Below are 17,112 nucleotides of genomic sequence, written 5' to 3' on the forward strand. Positions count from 1 at the left end.
CGGGCCAGAGGAGCGCGTCGGTCCCGCCAGCGGGGCTCGTGTGCGAGGAAGAGAGCCAGGACGGCTGCGGTTGCTGGGGTCACGAACCTGCCCGCCTCTATGACGCCATCCCGATCATGGAGACCTGTTGTCAAGCAAGCACCGCCGCTTCATCACGTCCTGATTCCACGGAGATGCCTCTCTCGTCGAACCTGGTCGCGCCGGAACTCTGCGGGAGACATCCCGACTTCGGATCGGAAGACGCGAGAAAAGGCGGACTCGGATCCGTATCCGACAAGGCCCGCGACGGTGGCAACCGTGTCTCCCGTAGATGACAGAATCTCCGCCGCTGCCATCACGCGCGACCGTGCGAGAAAGACACCGACTGTCATTCCAGTCTCCCTCGTGAAGCGTCGCAGGAAAGTCGCTCGCGACATAGCTGCTAGCTGCGCGAGCCGCGTGATGGACCAATCATTTCCCGGACTTTCCAGGACTGCCTGCACAACTTCTGCAATATGAGGGTCCGATGTCGCGGTCCACAAGGTTTCTCCGGTCGCGGGTCCTCGGTCAGATCGAAGAACCATGGCAAGAAGCACAGTGGAAAAGGCGGAGAGGATCACCGACGTACCCGGCCCCTTGTGTCCGGCCTCGCTGCGCATGAGTTCACTGAGGGTTCGCAGCATTGTGTCAGTTTCAGCGGAAGCACCGAATGACACATGGACGGGATCCGGGAGCGTGCGGAACAAGACGGCGCCGGCTCCGGGATCGAATGCATAGTGCCCACAGAACAAGTCGATCACGGGATGTCCGCCATCCGCACTACGCGTGGTGATGAACGGCTCTTCCTCTACCTCGGCCGTCGGAACCTCAGGATATCTACCTGGAGTAATAACCCGGTGTGCCGCCCCACTGGGAATCAACACGAAATCACCCGGCTTCATATCCAGCAGCATATTGGAAACTTGCAGCTGGCATTCCCCTTCCAGGAGTACATGGAACTGCGCTTCAAGGATTTGCCGCTTGCCCACGTCCATCCTGGTGGCTGCGCCCAGCAGGCAACGTTTGTCGAGCGTCGCAGTGACTTTTGCCAGGCGAAGGAGATGACTTACCGGATCCATCGTGTGTGTCTTTCGGAGGTTGAGACGGTGTCCCGAGTGGCGATCTTGCCCGCAGTGGAGCCACGGACCCTCGGAGCGTCGGGGCCGGCGGACGGTAGGGCCGGCCCGGCCGTCCGAGTTGGAGCGGTGGTCGACCGGTGCAGCTGTCCTTCCGCACCCCGGGCAGACAGAACTCGCGCCGGTCGACGAGCGCACCGTGTTCACGACCCTCGTGCAGGTACTGAGAACGAGTGCGCAGGGTGGCATCTACCGCTGACATTCCTAGTGTCGCAAGCGCCGGCTCCCGGAGGTTCTCCGTCCGGGCCACGTCCGGTGAGCCGGCGAGCCTTCCACGCGCCCCGCCATCTTGAGACATTCGAGCCGAAAAATGATCCTGAGCAGCCTGTCTGTCGCATCCCGGTCTGCGCAAACTCGAGTCAGCAAGGCGATGCCGCCCCGAGAGAAGGAGCAACAATGACCATGCTCATGCCGGTCACACCGGACGAGGCAGCCGACGAGGTCGCGGACCTCTATACCCAGATGCGGAAGACCTTCGGCGCCATCCCGAACATGGCCCAGTACATGGCCAGCAGCCCGGCCGTTCTCAAGGCATGGCTCGCACTGGCCGGAGCCCTGAAGGAGGGCGTCCTGCCGCCAGCGGTCCGTGAGCGGCTGGCTCTGAGCAGTGCCGAGTACAACCGGTGCACCTACTGCCTGTCGGCCCACAACTTCCTCGCGAAGAACGTCACCAAGGTGGACGAAGCCGAGATCTCGATGGCCCGGGACGCCGCCTCCAGCGACCCTCACACGGACGCCATCCTCAAACTCTCCGACGCCATCTCCCGGGGCCGCGGTTCGGTCGCCGACGAAGACGTCCGAAAGGCCCGGCACGCCGGGGTCACGGACGCGCAGATAGCCGAGGTGATCGGCAACATCGCGCTCAATACCCTGACCAATTACTTCAACCGGTTCAATGACACCCCCAACGAGTACCCCGACCTCGTCACGCCTCGGTAGGAAACCGCCTCACCCCCGCGGGCGTGCCGGTGGATTGCACACGGCGGGCCGCTTCTCACTAGAGGTCGCGTACGCCCGGGCCGAGCGGGTGGCCCCGGGGAGTCAGTAGGGGGCCCTTCGTCCATCGCCCAGTGCAGCGTGATGCGGCGAAGAACCCCGCCCCCGCACACCACACGTACCTCGCGTGACTCTTCGCGGACCACCTCAACCGGCGATACAGCACCTATCGCGGTAATGTCCGGAGCCGAGCGCGGCTCGCAGTCGAAGCAGCCCGGTTATTGCGGTAGCCATCCGTATCCGCGATCGCTACGCCCGCCCCCGCCCCCGCAGTTATGAAAAACCTGTCGGTGCGGCACAAATCTTTTTCGATCAGCCACCATGTCAGAGGAGGAACAATGCAGCAGAAGAGCAAGCCGTTCGAACTGGCCGACGTCACCATGCGCGCACGGTCAATAGGTGACAATGTGTACGCCGTCATGGCCGCGGACGTCGACGAAGCCGACCACACGGCGACGAATGCCGGCTTCGTAGTCGGCGAATCGGGTGTTCTGGTGATCGAATCGCTGAGCAACGGCCGTCTGGCTTCACAGGTGATCGGCGAGGTTCGCAAGATCACCCCCAAGCCCATCCGGTTTCTGGTGAACACCAGCTTCCACGGCGATCACTGCTTCGGGAACTTCGCCTTCCCTTCCCAGACGGTCATCATCCATCACGAAGCGACGAAACGCACCATCGAGGAGCGTTTTGAACAGGACCGCGAATTCATGATCGGGTTGCTCGGCGCGAATGAGGGCATCGAAGAGGTGGTGCCCCGCTCGGCGGACATCACGGTGACCGAATCATGCTCCGTCGACCTGGGCGGTAAGCATGTAGACATCGCCTATATCGGCTTCTGTCAGACCGAGGGCGATCTCATCGTACGCATCCGTGAAGACAACATCATTTTCGTCGGCAACGCCCTCCAGGCTCCGCCGCCCGCATTCCCCTGGTTGCTCGACGGCCGAGTAGCCGACTCGCTCGCCACTTATCGGCGCCTGTACGAGATACTCGACGACGACACCCTGATCGTGCCAGGCCACGGTGCGACCATGCACCGCTCGGATATTCTGCACTCGATCTCGTACATCGAACGTCTGACGAGCCTGGCACGAGACGCGAAGGAACAGGGCATGTCGCAGGAGCAGATCCGAGAGGCGCTAGCAATGAAAGATTACAGCGGCTACAGCATGTATGACTTCATTCACTTCAACGTCAACATTCCCGCGGCCTTGGCGGAATGACCTACCGAAACGACGCGCCGCTTCCACTCCAGAGGCAGGGCGTGCCGGAAGTTCAGTGGATTCCTCTGAAACAGGCGGGGCAGGCCCTCGCAACCGTCGAGGCTCAGTTCACGGCCCTGCGCTACTTCGCTCTCGACAGCACCGACCGCGCCCGGCCACAAGGAGCAGCGGAGCAGCCGCGGCGGTGCGAGTGGAGGACCTCGAAGCCGAGCTGGAGCGCGTGCGTGCGGCTTTGGCGGAGGCAGAAGAGTCGCTCAGGCGCCGTGTGATCGCCCTGGAGGCGCTCGCCGAGGAGGATGCACCCGCCGTGCCCGTCGTGTCGCAGCGGAAGCCGGTGGGACCACGCCGGGCGGTGACTCACCGGGACTCGCGGCCGGGGCTGAGGTGCTGTCGGTGGACTACCGGGCATTGATGGCCGCCGCCCTGGAGGCGGGAGCCGATGGGCTGGATGCCCGGCGGGTCCGCAGCTCCCAGTTCACCGCGGCCACCCCTGGTGAGCACGGAGGGAACGAGCTGGCTCGACATGCGCGGCGTCACCGCGCTGTCAATCCCCACGGGCAGCTAGACCTGCAGGGCCCGACCCGTGCAGACACAGGCGCCAGCCTCTGCAAGCACAAACCGCTTGTCACTCGGGAGTCACACAAACGGAGCCCTCCCGCCCGCACAGGTGCACGGGCGATCTACCGTGCCTGTACGGCACGCCTACGTGCGCGCCGCGCGTTTGGCCGGGCATGGACGGCGCACCTACTATCAGGAATCACTGCGTGGTGCGGTGGGGGCCGTGGCCGTCCCGCACGTCCCTGGAGCTGTCGGCGGGCCGACCGGGGTAACGCGAGGCGTACAGCCACGCGTCCGAGCCGTTCTCTGCGGTCAGCCAGAACGGCGGCCGGCGCCGTCCGCAGTAGCGGTCCAAGGAGGATGCACTCAGATTGAGCCCACGCAGCACGCCCCCGAACGAGGTGCACGTGGCGCAGCTCCTCGTGTCGCCGGTGCACCGTTTCTCCGGACGGCCGGCGCAAGGACCATCCCCAGACCCGGCCGGCGGACTGGTGCCGGAAATCCACGTCCGCAGCCGGCTCGGGATCGTGGGCGACCGGTACTTCGCCCAACCAGCCCACCGGGACGCATCCGTGACCATCATGTCCGAGGAGAACCTGCCCACCGGCATCGACCCGGCCGCCGGCCTTCAGCAGACCCGGCGGAACATCCTGCTCCGAGGCGTCGACATCGACGCCTACGTAGGGTGGACGGTCTGCCTGGACACCGGCGCCGGCCCCGTTGTCTTCGCCGTCAACCGCGCTGCACGCCCTTGCGCGTGGATGGACGCCGTCATAGGCCCCGGCGCGCAGCGCGCCATGCGGGGCAAGGGCGGCGTACGGTGCACACCGCTGTCGGACGGCGTGCTCCGCACCGGCCGCGCGGACTTCCACGCCGTCAGCCCCAGCTGACAGACACCGAGCCCGGTGGCACCCCACCACAACGCCCCGCGCCAGCTCGTCCAGAAGACAGCGGTAAGAACGTGCCCCGAGTGGGCGCTGACCCTACAACCGCGCTTCACCCGGCTCTGGAGGACCCGCCGTACCAAGACGCGCTCACCCGCTCGAGCGTGGCACGGAGCGCGAACGGCGCCAGGCACCGTGAAACTGGCCAGGCACCACCACCACAACCGCACGCGTCCCGCGCCGCGCGGCGATCGGCCTACCTCGGCCGCGGGTCGGCGCCGCCGGAAAGGAAGCCCATGGGAAACGACACCTGGGCCACGAGAGCCGCCCGCCTGGGCTGCGCCACACTCGTCGACGCCATGGGCCGAGCCCACGTCCCTGCCATGGCGAGTCGAGTCCCGACCCCCCTCGCCCCCTGTTCGTACCTGCGGCCACCATCTCCTACCTGCCCTACCGTGAGGACCAGGTAGCAGCCGACCGCGACTTCAGGCACTACTTCTACGGGGCGCTTGGAACCGGGTCCCCGGCCGACCAGGTGCTCGTCCTCTCCAGCGGCGGCTACCCCGACGTGTCCCACGGAGGCGGCACCAAACTCGCCAGGGCTGACGGTGCGGGACTCGCCGGCATCCTGACTGATGGGAGGCTGCGGGACTTCGGCCAGCTCCGCGACTACGACTTCGCCATGTGGTGCAAGGGGGAAGCAGTCCGCTGGGGTGGCGACACGGTGATGCCCCACGCCTTCGGCGAAGCCGTCGAGATCTCCGGCGCCTGGCAACTCGCTCCGCGTCCCGGCCCCGCCGGCCGCTTCGCATTCACGCAGTGAGCCGGTCGCACTGGCGGCGCAGACGCCAAGCCGTCGCCCGCAGCTGCCACTTCCGGCGACGAGTCCACTCGTTGGAGGGGCAGTCCGGCAAGACCACCCCTGACACACCATCAGCGAACTACACTCCGGACGACGCCTCGCTGCTGGAGTACTAGAAGGGCTGGACCGACGAACACTACGCGGGGTGACCTGCACAGCCCCGTAGGGGTGTTCGGTCTCACGATGCCGGAGGCCGCCTCGCCGACCCCGGCGGCAAACTGCCGTATCACCGGTCGGGCGCCTTCTACACCGACGACGTCGGTCTGGAGGGCGAGTCACTCCGGGGAGTCTTGGACTACGTCATCGCCATCAGCTACAACCGCCTGCCCGGTACGTCACCGATGGACGGCACCGAGCCCTTGGGCGAGAGCCGGTGCGGGGGCATATGGATCCACGTCGACCACGGCGGTCCCACGCCCGCCTGGGTCAGCATCTCCAAGGCGCACATGAAGCAGCTGCTGCGCACGCTGGATCCCGCCGACCACCCCGTCGTGGTCATGGGCGACGCGGCCACCCTCGCACGATGACGATCCCCAGGTCCGCAGGAGCAATCGTGTCCCCTTCTCTCCCGCCTCACCGTGATCGTCTCTGCGGCAGCCGGTGTGTCGGTCCTCAACGCCTGTGCGGGCCCCGACTGCGGTGCCACGTCCTCCGCGCGGGTCGGTGACTTTCAGCAAACCGGTCGCCGAAAAGGAGGCGGTCGAACGCGGCATACGCGTCACCGACGACAGCGGCCGGTGGATCGTCGGCCGCTGGTTTCGGCGACCGGCGCCTGCACCTGCGCCCGCAGACGTACTGGAAGGCGCACACCCGCGTCACCCTGAGCCTCCACCTGAACGGTGTGAAGGGCGCCACGGACGCGTACGGCACCCAGGAAAAGACCGTCCGTTTCCCCATCGGCCGCCATCAGGTCTCCACCATCGCCGCCGCCTTGCACACGATACGCGTCGTCCGTGACGGCCGGACGGTCCGTACCGTCCCGATCACCTCCGGCGCGCCGGGCCGCACCACCTGCAACGGGCAAATGGTGATCTCCGAGAAGCTCAGATCCACGCGGATGGACGGCGCGACCGTGTCCCGCATGCCATGCGCCCATCCACCTCCGGCACCTTCATCCATGGCGACTACTGGGCTCCTGACTCCGTCTTCGGGCACGTCGGCGTGAGCCACGGCTGTGTGGGCCTGGACGATGTCCGCGGCGGCGGCGAGCCCACCCACGACGCCGCCTGGTTCTACGACAACTCGCTCATCGGCGGCGTGGAGCACTCCCGCGATCACGCCATCGTTGCGCGGTAATCAGGATGCGCTACGGCAGGCCTGAAGAAGTCACGGTCCTGGGTGGCACGGTTTCGGACAGCGACAGGAAGCGGAATCTCCTCTTCATCGGGGTGGGGCTGCGAACCCGTTTCACATCTCACGACGCTACGAGGTCAGGGCGAACCGATTCGACGCAAGAGATTCGACGGGATTTCACGTCCGGCGTTGCGCAGGCCAGTCGCGTAGTGCGAAGCGCAAACGGCTTCAATCCCCGTGCGCGGGCGCCTGCTTCGGCGAGTGGCTTTCGCCCCGGTGCTCCGTGATCTGGTTCTGCTCGGAGTCCTTCCTGTTCAGTGGCCTGATGAAGGGGCATCCGTAGGTTCGGTGGCCGGCCGTCGGCGACACTCGCGCGGCCCCGGCACCGTCGCGGCAGTAGGCCGGGCCGCGGCCCGGGCCCGTTCCATCGCAACTTTTCGTGCTTCCCAAGAGCTTGCGAACCGTGGCAATCAGCAGTCGAATCGATTCCGCAGCAAGCACCGCAGGAAGGGTCTCCCGGCCCTTGGCACCCTTTGTGGGACCGGTAGCACCGCCATCCCCGATGTCTCTCGGCAATCCCACTGCACCACGGCACGTTCAGGTGCTTCGGCATGTGTCACCGCCACCACCGCGACCCGACCGGGTTGCACCGGCACGGTAGGGAGTCCAGATGGGAACCACACGTACAAGGCGCCGTCTGCTGCCCAGGCGCGACAGCGTCGAGCGGTTACTCGCGGCGGTACAGCACCGTGGCGTGACCCGAAGCGCATCGCCTCGGACACATCTCCCTCCGTCGGCGGGCACGGCCCGTTCCCGGTGGAAGACGGTCGCCCGGGCGGGGGCCGCAGCCGCGCTCGTCGCCGGTGCTCTGGCCGGCGCCACGGCCACGGCCGGCACAGCTCAGGCCGCCACGTCCGGGCCCTGTGACATCTACGCGGCAGGGGGCACGCCCTGCGTGGCGGCGCACAGCACCACCCGAGCGCTGTACGCCTCGTACAACGGGCCGCTGTACCAGGTCCGGCGCGCCTCCGACAACTCCACCCGCGACATCGGGGTCCTGAGCGCGGGCGGGTATGCCGACGCCGCCGCCCAGGACTCGTTCTGCTCGGGGACGTCCTGCCTGATCACGGTCATCTACGACCAGTCCGGCCGGAACAACAACCTCACCCAGGCACCCGGCGGCGGTGCCGCGGGGGGACCCGACAACCTCGCGAACGCGACCGCCGCGCCCACCACGGTGGGCGGACACAAGGCTTACGGCGTATTCGTGGCGCCCGGTACGGGCTACCGGAACAACCACACGAACGGCATCGCCACCGGGGACAACGCCGAGGGCATGTACGCGATCTTCGACGGCACGCACTACAACGGCGGCTGCTGCTTCGACTACGGCAACGCCGAGACGGACAGCAACGACGACGGGAACGGCACGATGGAGGCCATTTACTTCGGCAACATCAAGGTGTGGGGGTACGGTTCGGGCAACGGTCCGTGGATCATGGCCGACCTGGAGAACGGCCTCTTCTCCGGCGTGAACCAGCATTACAACGCCAACGACCCGACCATCAACTACCGCTACACGACCGCCATCATCAAGGGTGGCCCGAATCACTGGGCGATCCGTGGTGGCAACGCGCAGTCCGGCGGCCTGGCCACGTTCTACGACGGAGTACGCCCCAACGTCTCCGGATACAACCCGATGCGCAAGCAGGGCGCCATCATCCTGGGCACCGGCGGCGACAACAGCAAGGGTGCCCAAGGCACCTTCTACGAGGGCGTGATGACCTCCGGCTACCCGTCGGACGCCACGGAGAACGCCGTCCAGGCCAACATCACCGCAGTCGGGTACGGCAACTCCGCGGGGGGCGGGACGAGTACCGGCGCGCTGCACGCGGTGGGCGCGGGCAAGTGCCTGGACGTGCCGAACTCCTCCACCACGGCCGGCACACAACTGCAGATCTGGGACTGCAGCGGCGGCGCCAACCAGACGTGGACCCACACCTCCTCGGGCCAGCTGACCGTCTACAGCGGCAGCAGCCAGATGTGCCTGGACGCGTACGACAACCAGACGTCCGCCGGCACGAAGGTGGTGACCTGGCCGTGCAACGGGGGTGCCAACCAGCAGTGGCAGGTGAACGCGGACGGCACCGTCACCGGCCTCCAGTCCGGGCTGTGCCTCGACGTCACCGGCGCTTCCACGGCCAACGGCGCCTTGGCGGAACTCTGGCCGTGCAACGGTGGATCCAACCAGCGATGGAGCCTCACCTGACCTGAAGGGCTCCGGTCCGGGGCCGGCCCACCACCGGCCCCGGGCCACTCGTCACCGGCTGCTGACGCCGGCCCCCGGACGCGGCACCTCGCGGGAACGTCACCGCGGAGCAGCCGTTCTCCGGTATGTCCGGTGGTTCGACGGCCGTTGGTACGCCCGCATCGTGCAGCAGGCCCCGGGCGGAGCGGCCGGCTGTCTGTGGCCGCCGGTGTGGCAGGCAGAGGGCTCGGCCTCCTTCCGGGAACAGCACGGCGGCCTGCGCCTGGACGTCCACGGCGGTGCCCGCAGCCCCGGCCGGAAACCGCACCGAGGGCCCTGCGAGAACGCAGCCGGCACTCACCAGGACGTCAGCCCCACCCGACCGTTCGATTCGTGTGCTCGTTCTCCCCACCCACTGTCCCGCACCAGTGAGGAACGCTCATGAAGAAGTGCTCGGTGTCCCTTGCCGCCGCGCTGACGGCCGCACTCGCCATCGGCGCGGCACCACCCGCGGCGTCCGCCACCGCCACCGGGGCGTTGCACTCCGCCGAAGGTGCCGCCACCGCGCCCGCCCCCCTGCGGCTGATGCCGCTGGGTGACTCGATCACCTGGGGCGTCGGCAGCCCGTCCGGGAACAGCTACCGCGGTTTCCTGGGGAACCAGCTGTCGGCCGAGGGGCATGCTCTGGACTTCGTCGGCTCGGGCCGCAACGGCACCATGTCCGACCCGGACAACGAAGGCCACTCCGGCTGGCGGATCGACCAGACCGCCGGCATCGCCGACTCCGTGCTGGCTGGTTACCGCCCCAACGTGGTCACTCTGGAGATCGGCACCAATGACCTGAACGGCAATTACCAGGTCCCGACCGCCCCCGACCGGCTCCGCGCGCTCATCGACCAGATCACCCGCGATGCCCCCGACGCGACCGTCCTCGTCGGCACCGTGATCGTCTCCACCAGCGGCACCGAGGAGGCCGTCCGTCCCGAGTTCAACGCCAGGCTCCCCGGAATCGTGCAAGCCGAGCAGGCCGCCGGCAAACATGTACGGCTGGTGGACATGAGCGCTCTGACCAGTGCGGATCTCTCCGACGCCCTGCACCCCAACGACAACGGCTTCCGCAAGATGGCGGACGCCTTCAACGCCGGGGTCCAGGCCGCGGACGCGGCCGGCTGGATCAAGCCGCCGGCATCGGCGGGTGGTGAGGTGCGCGCCGGAATCGCGGGGAAGTGCCTCGACGTCAACAACGGCAGCACCGTCAACGGAACCGCCGCGGACATCGCGCCATGCAACGGCTCCGTCGGACAGCAGCGGTCCGCCCTCTCCGACGGCACCCTGCGGGCGCTCGGCAAGTGCCTCGACGCAACGGGCCGCGGTACCGCCAACGGCGCGAGGATCGAGATCTGGGACTGCAACGGCGGCGGCAACCAGCAATGGCAGGCGTACAACGGCGGCTACCGCAACCCTGCCTCCGGCCGCTGCCTCGACGACTCCGGCTCGTCCACCGCCGACGGAACGCAACTGGTCCCGTGGGACTGCAACGGCGGCGCCAACCAGAAGTGGACCGAGCTGCCGGTCATCCAGGCCCAGTGACCCCGCCCGGGCCCGGGGCCCGACTCCCGGCCGGAGCCATCCCCCCACACAAGGAGACCGATCCCTCATGTCCTGGCTCAACGAAGAGCCCCGTCCGCGCAAGATCCTGGCCCTGGCAGCCGTACTGACAGCCGCCACGGCACTGGCTCTGACCGGCCCTGCCAACCCCGCCGCCCACGCGGCCGCCGGCACACTGGGCGCGGCAGCGGCCGACACCGGCCGCTACTTCGGCACGGCCGTGGCGCCGGGAAGCTCGGTGACGCGACCTACTCGGGGATCCTGGACCGCGAGTTCAACATGATCACGCCCGAGAACGAGATGAAGTGGGACACCACCGAACCCTCTCGCGGCACCTTCAACTTCGGGCCCGGCGACCAGATCGTCAGCCACGCCACCGCACACGGGCAGAGGATGCGCGGGCATACGCTCGTTTGGCACTCTCAACTGCCCAACTGGGTCAGTTCCATCACCGACGCGAACACCCTGCGCAGTGTGATGGACAACCACATCACCACCGAGATGACCCACTTCAAGAACAAGATCTACGCCTGGGACGTGGTCAACGAGGCGTTCGCGGACGGCAGCAGCCAGCACCGCAGCTCGGTGTTCCAGAACGTGCTGGGCAACGGGTTCATCGAAGAGGCCTTCCGCACCGCCCGGGCCGCCGACCCGTCGGCCAGGCTCTGCTACAACGACTACAACATCGAGAACTGGTCGGACGCCAAGACCCAGGGCGTCTACGCCATGGTGCGCGACTTCAAGTCCCGTGGCGTGCCCACCGGCTGCGTCGGCTTCCAGTCCCACTTCGGCACCGGCGGCCCGCCGTCGAGCTTCCAGACCACCCTGTCGAACTTCGCCGCGCTCGGCGTGGACGTACAGATCACCGAACTGGACATCGCGCAGGCACCGGCCACGGCGTACGCGAACACCGTCAAAGCCTGTATGAACGTGGCCCGCTGGGCCGGCATCACCGTCTGGGGCATCCGGGACAGCGACTCCTGGCGGAGCGGGGACAACCCCCTGCTGTTCGACGGCGGAGGCAACAAGAAGCCCGCCTACGGCTCGGTCCTGAGCGCCCTGGGCGGCGGTGGGGGCGGCAACCCGGGCGGCATCGTCCCGGGGACGGTGTACTCCTTGACAGACGTCGCCGCGGGCCGGGCGCTGGACGTGCCGGGCGGGCAGACGGCCAACGGCACGTCCCTGCAGGTCTGGGACGCCAACAGCGCCGCGAACCAGCAGTGGCGGGCGAGCCAGAACAGCGATGGTTCGTACACGCTGACGAATGTCGGCAGCGGGCGGGTTCTCGACGAGCCGGGTGGCCGGACGGGCAACGGCACGCGGATGGAGATCTGGGACGCCAACGGCGGTGCCAACCAGCACTGGCGGGCGAGCCGGAACGGCGACGGTTCGTACACCCTGACCGACGTCGCCTCCGGCAGGGCGCTGGAAGTGCCCGCAGGGCAGACCGCCGACGGAAGTCCCGTCCAGGTGTGGGACTCCGACGGCGGCGCCCATCAGCACTGGAATCTCGGGTGAGGTGATCGGCGCGAGGTAGGCCGGAAAGCGACAACCCGCGCTCGGTACCGCAGCGGTCGCCGGGCGCGGTTCAGCCATGCCCTCACACGGCCTCATCATGACCCATACATGGGATGTATCAAGCGCTGAATTGCCAAGAGGCTTCTATTGACAGGGTGTTGGGCCTGTGGGATCACTATGCGACATGGGATGTATGAGCGTTCCCTGTGAGTGCTCTCGGGCACGCTGACGGGAGCGGTCGACACCCCGCGCGCTCCTTCTCGGACAGGCACGGCACTCTCCGTCCCTTCCCCCCGCCCACGCGAGGACACAGAATGCAGCCTCCATCCGCTCCGCCCTGTCGCCCCACCGCTCGTGCGTCGCGCTTGTCCGCGGCGGCCGCCGTAATCGTGATGGGACTGCCGGCCGTGCTGCCGGCGACCGGGCCGACATGGTCCGCGCCGGCGTCGGCGGCACCTGCGGTGAGTCCGGCGCCCAGGGGGTCCGGCCCGTGCGACATCTACGCCGCGGGCGGTACCCCGTGCGTCGCCGCGCACAGCACGGTGCGCGCCCTCTACGGCTCGTACAACGGCCCGCTGTACCAAGTCAGGCGCGCCTCGGACAGTGCGACCCGGGACATCGGCGTGCTGGCGCCGGGCGGCTTCGCCGACGCCGCGGCCCAGGACGCCTTCTGCGCGGGCACCAGTTGCGTGATCACGGTCGTCCGCGACCAGTCAGGACACGGCAACGACCTGTGGTACCAGGGCTCGGCCCAGGTCCCGGGATCGAGCCAGAGCAGCCCCGCGAAGGCGACGTCCGAGTCGCTGACCGCCGGGGGCACCAAGGCGTACTCGCTGTACATCAACCCCGGGAACAGCTACTGGCGGGACGGCCACCTGACGGGCGTGCCGACCGGTGCGGCCCCCGAGGGGGCGTACATGGTGACCAGCGGCACCCACGTCAACGGCGGCTGCTGCTTCGACTACGGCAACAGCGAGACGAGCAGGAAGGCCGACGCGGCCGGAGCGATGGACGCGATCAACTTCGGCACCGAGTGCTGGTTCGGCGGCTGTTCTGGAAGCGGTCCCTGGGTGCAGGCCGATCTCGAATGGGGGCTGTACCCAGGCGGCAGCACGTCCTGGAACCCCAACCAGCGGGCGTTCGCCTCCAAGTTCGTCACGGCGATGCTGAAGAACAACGGCACGTCCAGGTTCGCCCTCAAGGGCGGCAACGCCCAGTCGGGCGGCCTGACCACCCTGTGGGACGGCGCGCTGCCCGGCGGATACAGCCCCATGAGGAAACAAGGGGCCATCGTCCTGGGCAGCGGCGGCGACTGCTGCAAGCCCGGCGGCGGCGCCAACCTGAGCGCCGGCACCTTCTACGAGGGAGCCGTCGTCGCAGGCTATCCCTCCGACGCGACCGACAACGCGGTGCAGGCCAACGTCACCGCCGCCAACTATCGCTGAACGCCCGTCAGTTTCCCCGACCCGGTTCAGGAGCAGATGCCCCATGCCCACGACCACTCCGCTGCCCTCACTGCTGTCCCTGCGCAGAACCCTGGCGCTCATCCTCTCGGCCGTGCTGCTCGCCGTGGCCGCACCCCTGATCGCCCTCGCCACCGCACCACCCGCCGTCGCTCTCGGCAATGGACTCGCGCCGACTCCGCAGATGGGCTTCAACGACTGGAACGCCTACGGCTGCGACGTCTCCGAGGCGCTGATCAAGTCCACTGCCCAGGCGATGCACACCAACGGCATGCAGGCGGCGGGCTATTCGTACGTCAACATCGACGACTGCTGGATGACCCACAGCCGCGACTCGGGCGGTCGCCTGGTGCCGGATCCGGCGAAGTTCCCCGACGGCATCAAGGGCACCGCCGACTACGTCCACTCGCTGGGCCTGAAGCTGGGTATCTACGAGGACGCGGGCACCGCCACCTGCGCGGGATACCCGGGCAGCCTCGGCCACGAGAGCACGGACGCGCAGTCGTTCGCGTCGTGGGGCGTGGACTACCTGAAGTACGACAACTGCAACAACACCGGCGTGCCGGCCCGGACCCGGTACACCGCGATGCGGGACGCGCTCGCGGCCACCGGCCGACCGATCCTGTACAGCCTGTGCAACTGGGGCCAGGAGAACGTGTGGACCTGGGGCGCCGACGTGGGCAACAGCTGGCGCACCACGGGAGACATCACCTCGACCTTCTCCAGCATGCTGTCGATCTTCCACAGCAACGTGGCGCTGGCCTCCTACGCCGGACCCGGCCACTGGAACGACCCGGACATGCTGGAGGTCGGCAACGGCTCGATGACGGCCACCGAGAACCGCAGCGAGTTCAGCCTCTGGGCGGAGATGGCCGCGCCGCTCATCGCCGGCACCAACATCCCCCAGGCGAGCGCCTCCACCCTGTCCACGCTGACCAACTCCCGGGTGATCGCGGTCGACCAGGACACCCTCGGCAAGCAGGGCACCATGGTGTCGTCCGCCGGCGGCCTGGACGTGCTGGCCAAGCCGCTCGCGAACGGGGACGTGTCGGTCGCGCTGTTCAACGAGACGGGCTCCACGGCGACCATCACCACCACCGCGGCCGCGATCGGGAAGACCGGAGCGTCCGCCTACACCCTCACCGATCTGTGGTCGGGCGGGTCCTCGACCACCTCAGGCACCATCAGCGCCTCGGTACCGGCCCACGGCACGGTCATGTACCGGGTCGCGGGCGGCACCAGCAGCGGCGGAGGCACCGGCGTGACAGGGGAACTGCACGCGGTCGGCGCGGGCAAGTGCCTGGACGTGCCCAACTCCACCACCACCGCAGGTACCCAGGTGGAGATCTGGACCTGCAACGGCGGCGCCAACCAGACCTGGACACACACCGCATCCGACCTGCTCACCGTCTACTCCGGCACCGGGCAGATGTGCCTGGACGCCTACAACAACCAGACCACGCCGGGCACGAAGGTGGAGATCTGGCAGTGCAACGGCCAGAGCAACCAGCAGTGGACGCTGAACTCCGACGGCACCATCACCGGCCTCCAGTCCGGCCTGTGCCTGGACGTCACCGGTGGGGCCACGGCCGACGGAACCCTCGCCGAGCTGTGGACCTGCAACGGGAGCAGCGGCCAGCAGTGGACGCTGGGCTGACTCCCCCTGCCCCTCGCACCGCCACGGAGGAGGACTCCTTGCCCGGATCAACAGCCGACCACCGGCGAAGGCGCTTTCCGGCCCCGTTACCGATCGCCCGGCTCCCGATCGCCCGGCTCCCGATCACCTCGTTCCTGATCGCCCTGGCGATGGCCCTGGCCGCGTGGGGCACTCCGGCCTTCGCCACGTCCCCGCAGACCGGCACCACCATCGCCGTCCACGACTCGGCCCCCGGCCCCGCGGCCGCCGCGTCGCTGCCGTGCGACATCTATGCCGCCGGCGGAACGCCGTGCGTGACAGCCCACTCCACGACCAGGGCGCTCTTCACGGCGTACGACGGACCGCTCTACCAGATCCAGCGGTCCTCCGACCACGCCTACCGCGACATCGGGCTGCTCGCCCCGGGCGGGTACGCCGACGCCGCCTCCCAGGTGTCCTTCTGCGCCGGCACGTCGTGCACGATCACGAAGATCTACGACCAGACCACCCGCCACAACGACCTGCCGATCTCCTGGGGTGGCTACTGGAAAGGGCCCGGTCCGAGCGGATCGGACGTGGGAGCCGACGCCATGGCCCTGCCGGTGACCGCGGGCGGCCACCAGGTCTTCGGCGTCAAGGTCACCCCCGGTGTCGGATACCGCATCGACCACGCCAGCGGCGTCGCCACCGGCTCCCAGCCCGAAGGCATCTACATGGTGACCTCGTCGAACTTCACCAACCAGTGGTGCTGCTTCGACTACGGCAGCGGCGAGAACTCCCACACCGACACCGGCAACGCCACCATGAACGCCGTCTACTGGGGCAACGCCTGCTGGTTCGGCGGCTGCACCGGAAGCGGCCCGTGGGTGGAGGCCGACCTGGAGAACGGCATGTTCCACACCAGCACCGGCTCCAACAAGGACCCGAACAACCAGGGCGTGCACCACCCGTTCGTCAGCGCGTGGCTGAAGAACAACGGCACCAGCAACTTCACCCTCAAGTACGGCGACGGTGCAGGCGGTGGACTGACCACCACCTTCTCCGGCCCCCTCCCCAACGGCTACTCACCGATGAAGGTCGACAACTCCGTCCTCCTCGGCACCGGCGGCGACAACAGCGTCTCGGGACAGGGCGAGTTCTTCGAGGGCGCGATGACGGCGGGTTACCCCTCCGACGCCACCGAGAACGCCGTCCAGGCCGGCATCACCGCCGCCGGGTACGGGACGTCGGGCGGCGGGGGCGGCACCACCGGTGCGCTGCGCGCGGTGGGCGCGGGCAAGTGCCTGGAGGTACCGGGCAGTTCGACGACACCGGGCACCCAGACGCAGATCCGGGACTGCTCCGGCGGGGCCAACCAGACCTGGTCGCAGACCGCCTCCGGTGAGCTGAGCGTCTCACTGGCAGGCAGCCGCCTGTGCCTGGACGCCTCCGGGCAGGGCACCAGCCCCGGCACGAAGGTCATCACCTGGACCTGCAACGGCCAGAGCAACCAGCAATGGACGCTCAACACCAACGGCACCGTCACCAGCGCCCAGTCCGGGCTCTGCCTGGACGTGTCGGGCGCCGCCACCGCCAACGGAACCCTCGTACAGCTGTGGACCTGCAACGGCCAGTCCAACCAGAAATGGACGCTGAGCTGACCCGGTGAGCGAACGCGCCCGACTCCGGG

The 17,112-nt window shown here is 68.1% G+C and carries 13 protein-coding genes and 3 pseudogenes; 14 read left to right on the plus strand and 2 right to left on the minus strand.

Translation table 11 applies throughout. The features are described 5' to 3' along the window. Positions 1 to 152: 152 nt before the first annotated feature. Positions 153 to 1,097 (minus strand): AraC family transcriptional regulator, encoded by a 945-nt coding sequence (locus BLW82_RS42465; protein ID WP_093507735.1) that lies wholly within the window; start codon positions 1,095 to 1,097, stop codon positions 153 to 155. A gap of 453 nt (positions 1,098 to 1,550) precedes the next feature. On the opposite strand from BLW82_RS42465, the gene BLW82_RS42470 reads away from it, so the two are divergent. From BLW82_RS42470 to BLW82_RS42495, 6 genes and pseudogenes are all read left to right on the plus strand, one after another. Continuing rightward, complete coding sequence (locus BLW82_RS42470) at positions 1,551 to 2,093, plus strand: carboxymuconolactone decarboxylase family protein (RefSeq protein WP_093507736.1); 543 nt, start codon at positions 1,551 to 1,553, stop codon at positions 2,091 to 2,093. Between the two features lie 395 nt (positions 2,094 to 2,488). Beyond that, complete coding sequence (locus BLW82_RS42475; protein WP_093507737.1) at positions 2,489 to 3,373, plus strand: MBL fold metallo-hydrolase; 885 nt, start codon at positions 2,489 to 2,491, stop codon at positions 3,371 to 3,373. Positions 3,374 to 3,593: 220 nt separating this feature from the next. Continuing rightward, positions 3,594 to 3,832 (plus strand): annotated as a pseudogene (locus BLW82_RS45980) (hypothetical protein); the annotation flags it as partial. A 680-nt stretch (positions 3,833 to 4,512) separates the two neighbouring features. Beyond that, positions 4,513 to 4,821: a molybdenum cofactor biosysynthesis protein gene (locus BLW82_RS46445; RefSeq protein WP_371131527.1), complete on the plus strand. Its 309-nt coding sequence runs from the start codon at positions 4,513 to 4,515 to the stop codon at positions 4,819 to 4,821. 529 nt (positions 4,822 to 5,350) lie between these two features. After that, positions 5,351 to 5,638, plus strand: coding sequence for an RraA family protein (locus BLW82_RS42490; RefSeq protein WP_371131459.1), 288 nt, complete (start codon positions 5,351 to 5,353; stop codon positions 5,636 to 5,638). Between the two features lie 155 nt (positions 5,639 to 5,793). Further along, a pseudogene (locus BLW82_RS42495) lies at positions 5,794 to 6,204 on the plus strand (hypothetical protein); the annotation flags it as partial. A 379-nt stretch (positions 6,205 to 6,583) separates the two neighbouring features. Here the strand turns inward: BLW82_RS42495 and BLW82_RS45985 are convergent. Further along, positions 6,584 to 6,760, minus strand: coding sequence for a hypothetical protein (locus BLW82_RS45985; RefSeq protein ID WP_256216161.1), 177 nt, complete (start codon positions 6,758 to 6,760; stop codon positions 6,584 to 6,586). Here BLW82_RS45985 and BLW82_RS42500 point away from each other — a divergent pair. From BLW82_RS42500 to BLW82_RS42530, 8 genes and pseudogenes are all read left to right on the plus strand, one after another. Continuing rightward, positions 6,725 to 6,973: a L,D-transpeptidase family protein gene (locus tag BLW82_RS42500; RefSeq protein WP_371131528.1), complete on the plus strand. Its 249-nt coding sequence runs from the start codon at positions 6,725 to 6,727 to the stop codon at positions 6,971 to 6,973. The two genes, BLW82_RS45985 and BLW82_RS42500, sit on opposite strands and share 36 nt — an antisense overlap. Positions 6,974 to 7,640: 667 nt before the next feature. Continuing rightward, the gene (locus tag BLW82_RS42505; protein WP_371131460.1) at positions 7,641 to 9,239 is read left to right on the plus strand and encodes an arabinofuranosidase catalytic domain-containing protein; all 1,599 of its coding nucleotides are present in this window, start codon (positions 7,641 to 7,643) and stop codon (positions 9,237 to 9,239) included. 420 nt (positions 9,240 to 9,659) lie between these two features. After that, positions 9,660 to 10,808, plus strand: coding sequence for an SGNH/GDSL hydrolase family protein (locus BLW82_RS42510; RefSeq protein ID WP_093507740.1), 1,149 nt, complete (start codon positions 9,660 to 9,662; stop codon positions 10,806 to 10,808). 67 nt (positions 10,809 to 10,875) lie between these two features. Then, complete coding sequence (locus BLW82_RS46450) at positions 10,876 to 11,109, plus strand: hypothetical protein (RefSeq protein ID WP_371131461.1); 234 nt, start codon at positions 10,876 to 10,878, stop codon at positions 11,107 to 11,109. Next, complete coding sequence (locus tag BLW82_RS42515) at positions 11,106 to 12,344, plus strand: glycoside hydrolase family 10 protein (RefSeq protein ID WP_371131462.1); 1,239 nt, start codon at positions 11,106 to 11,108, stop codon at positions 12,342 to 12,344. Before BLW82_RS46450 ends, BLW82_RS42515 begins: the two co-directional genes overlap by 4 nt. A 467-nt stretch (positions 12,345 to 12,811) precedes the next feature. Further along, positions 12,812 to 13,789: pseudogene (locus BLW82_RS42520) on the plus strand (arabinofuranosidase catalytic domain-containing protein); the annotation flags it as partial. Positions 13,790 to 13,832: 43 nt separating this feature from the next. Then, positions 13,833 to 15,464: a glycoside hydrolase family 27 protein gene (locus tag BLW82_RS42525; protein WP_177233247.1), complete on the plus strand. Its 1,632-nt coding sequence runs from the start codon at positions 13,833 to 13,835 to the stop codon at positions 15,462 to 15,464. Positions 15,465 to 15,502: 38 nt separating this feature from the next. Further along, entirely contained in the window at positions 15,503 to 17,083 is a 1,581-nt protein-coding gene (locus tag BLW82_RS42530) for an arabinofuranosidase catalytic domain-containing protein (RefSeq protein ID WP_256216162.1), read from the plus strand. Positions 17,084 to 17,112 lie beyond the last annotated feature (29 nt).

This window comes from Streptomyces sp. Ag109_O5-10 (assembly GCF_900105755.1).
Classification (GTDB): Bacteria; Actinomycetota; Actinomycetes; order Streptomycetales; family Streptomycetaceae; genus Streptomyces.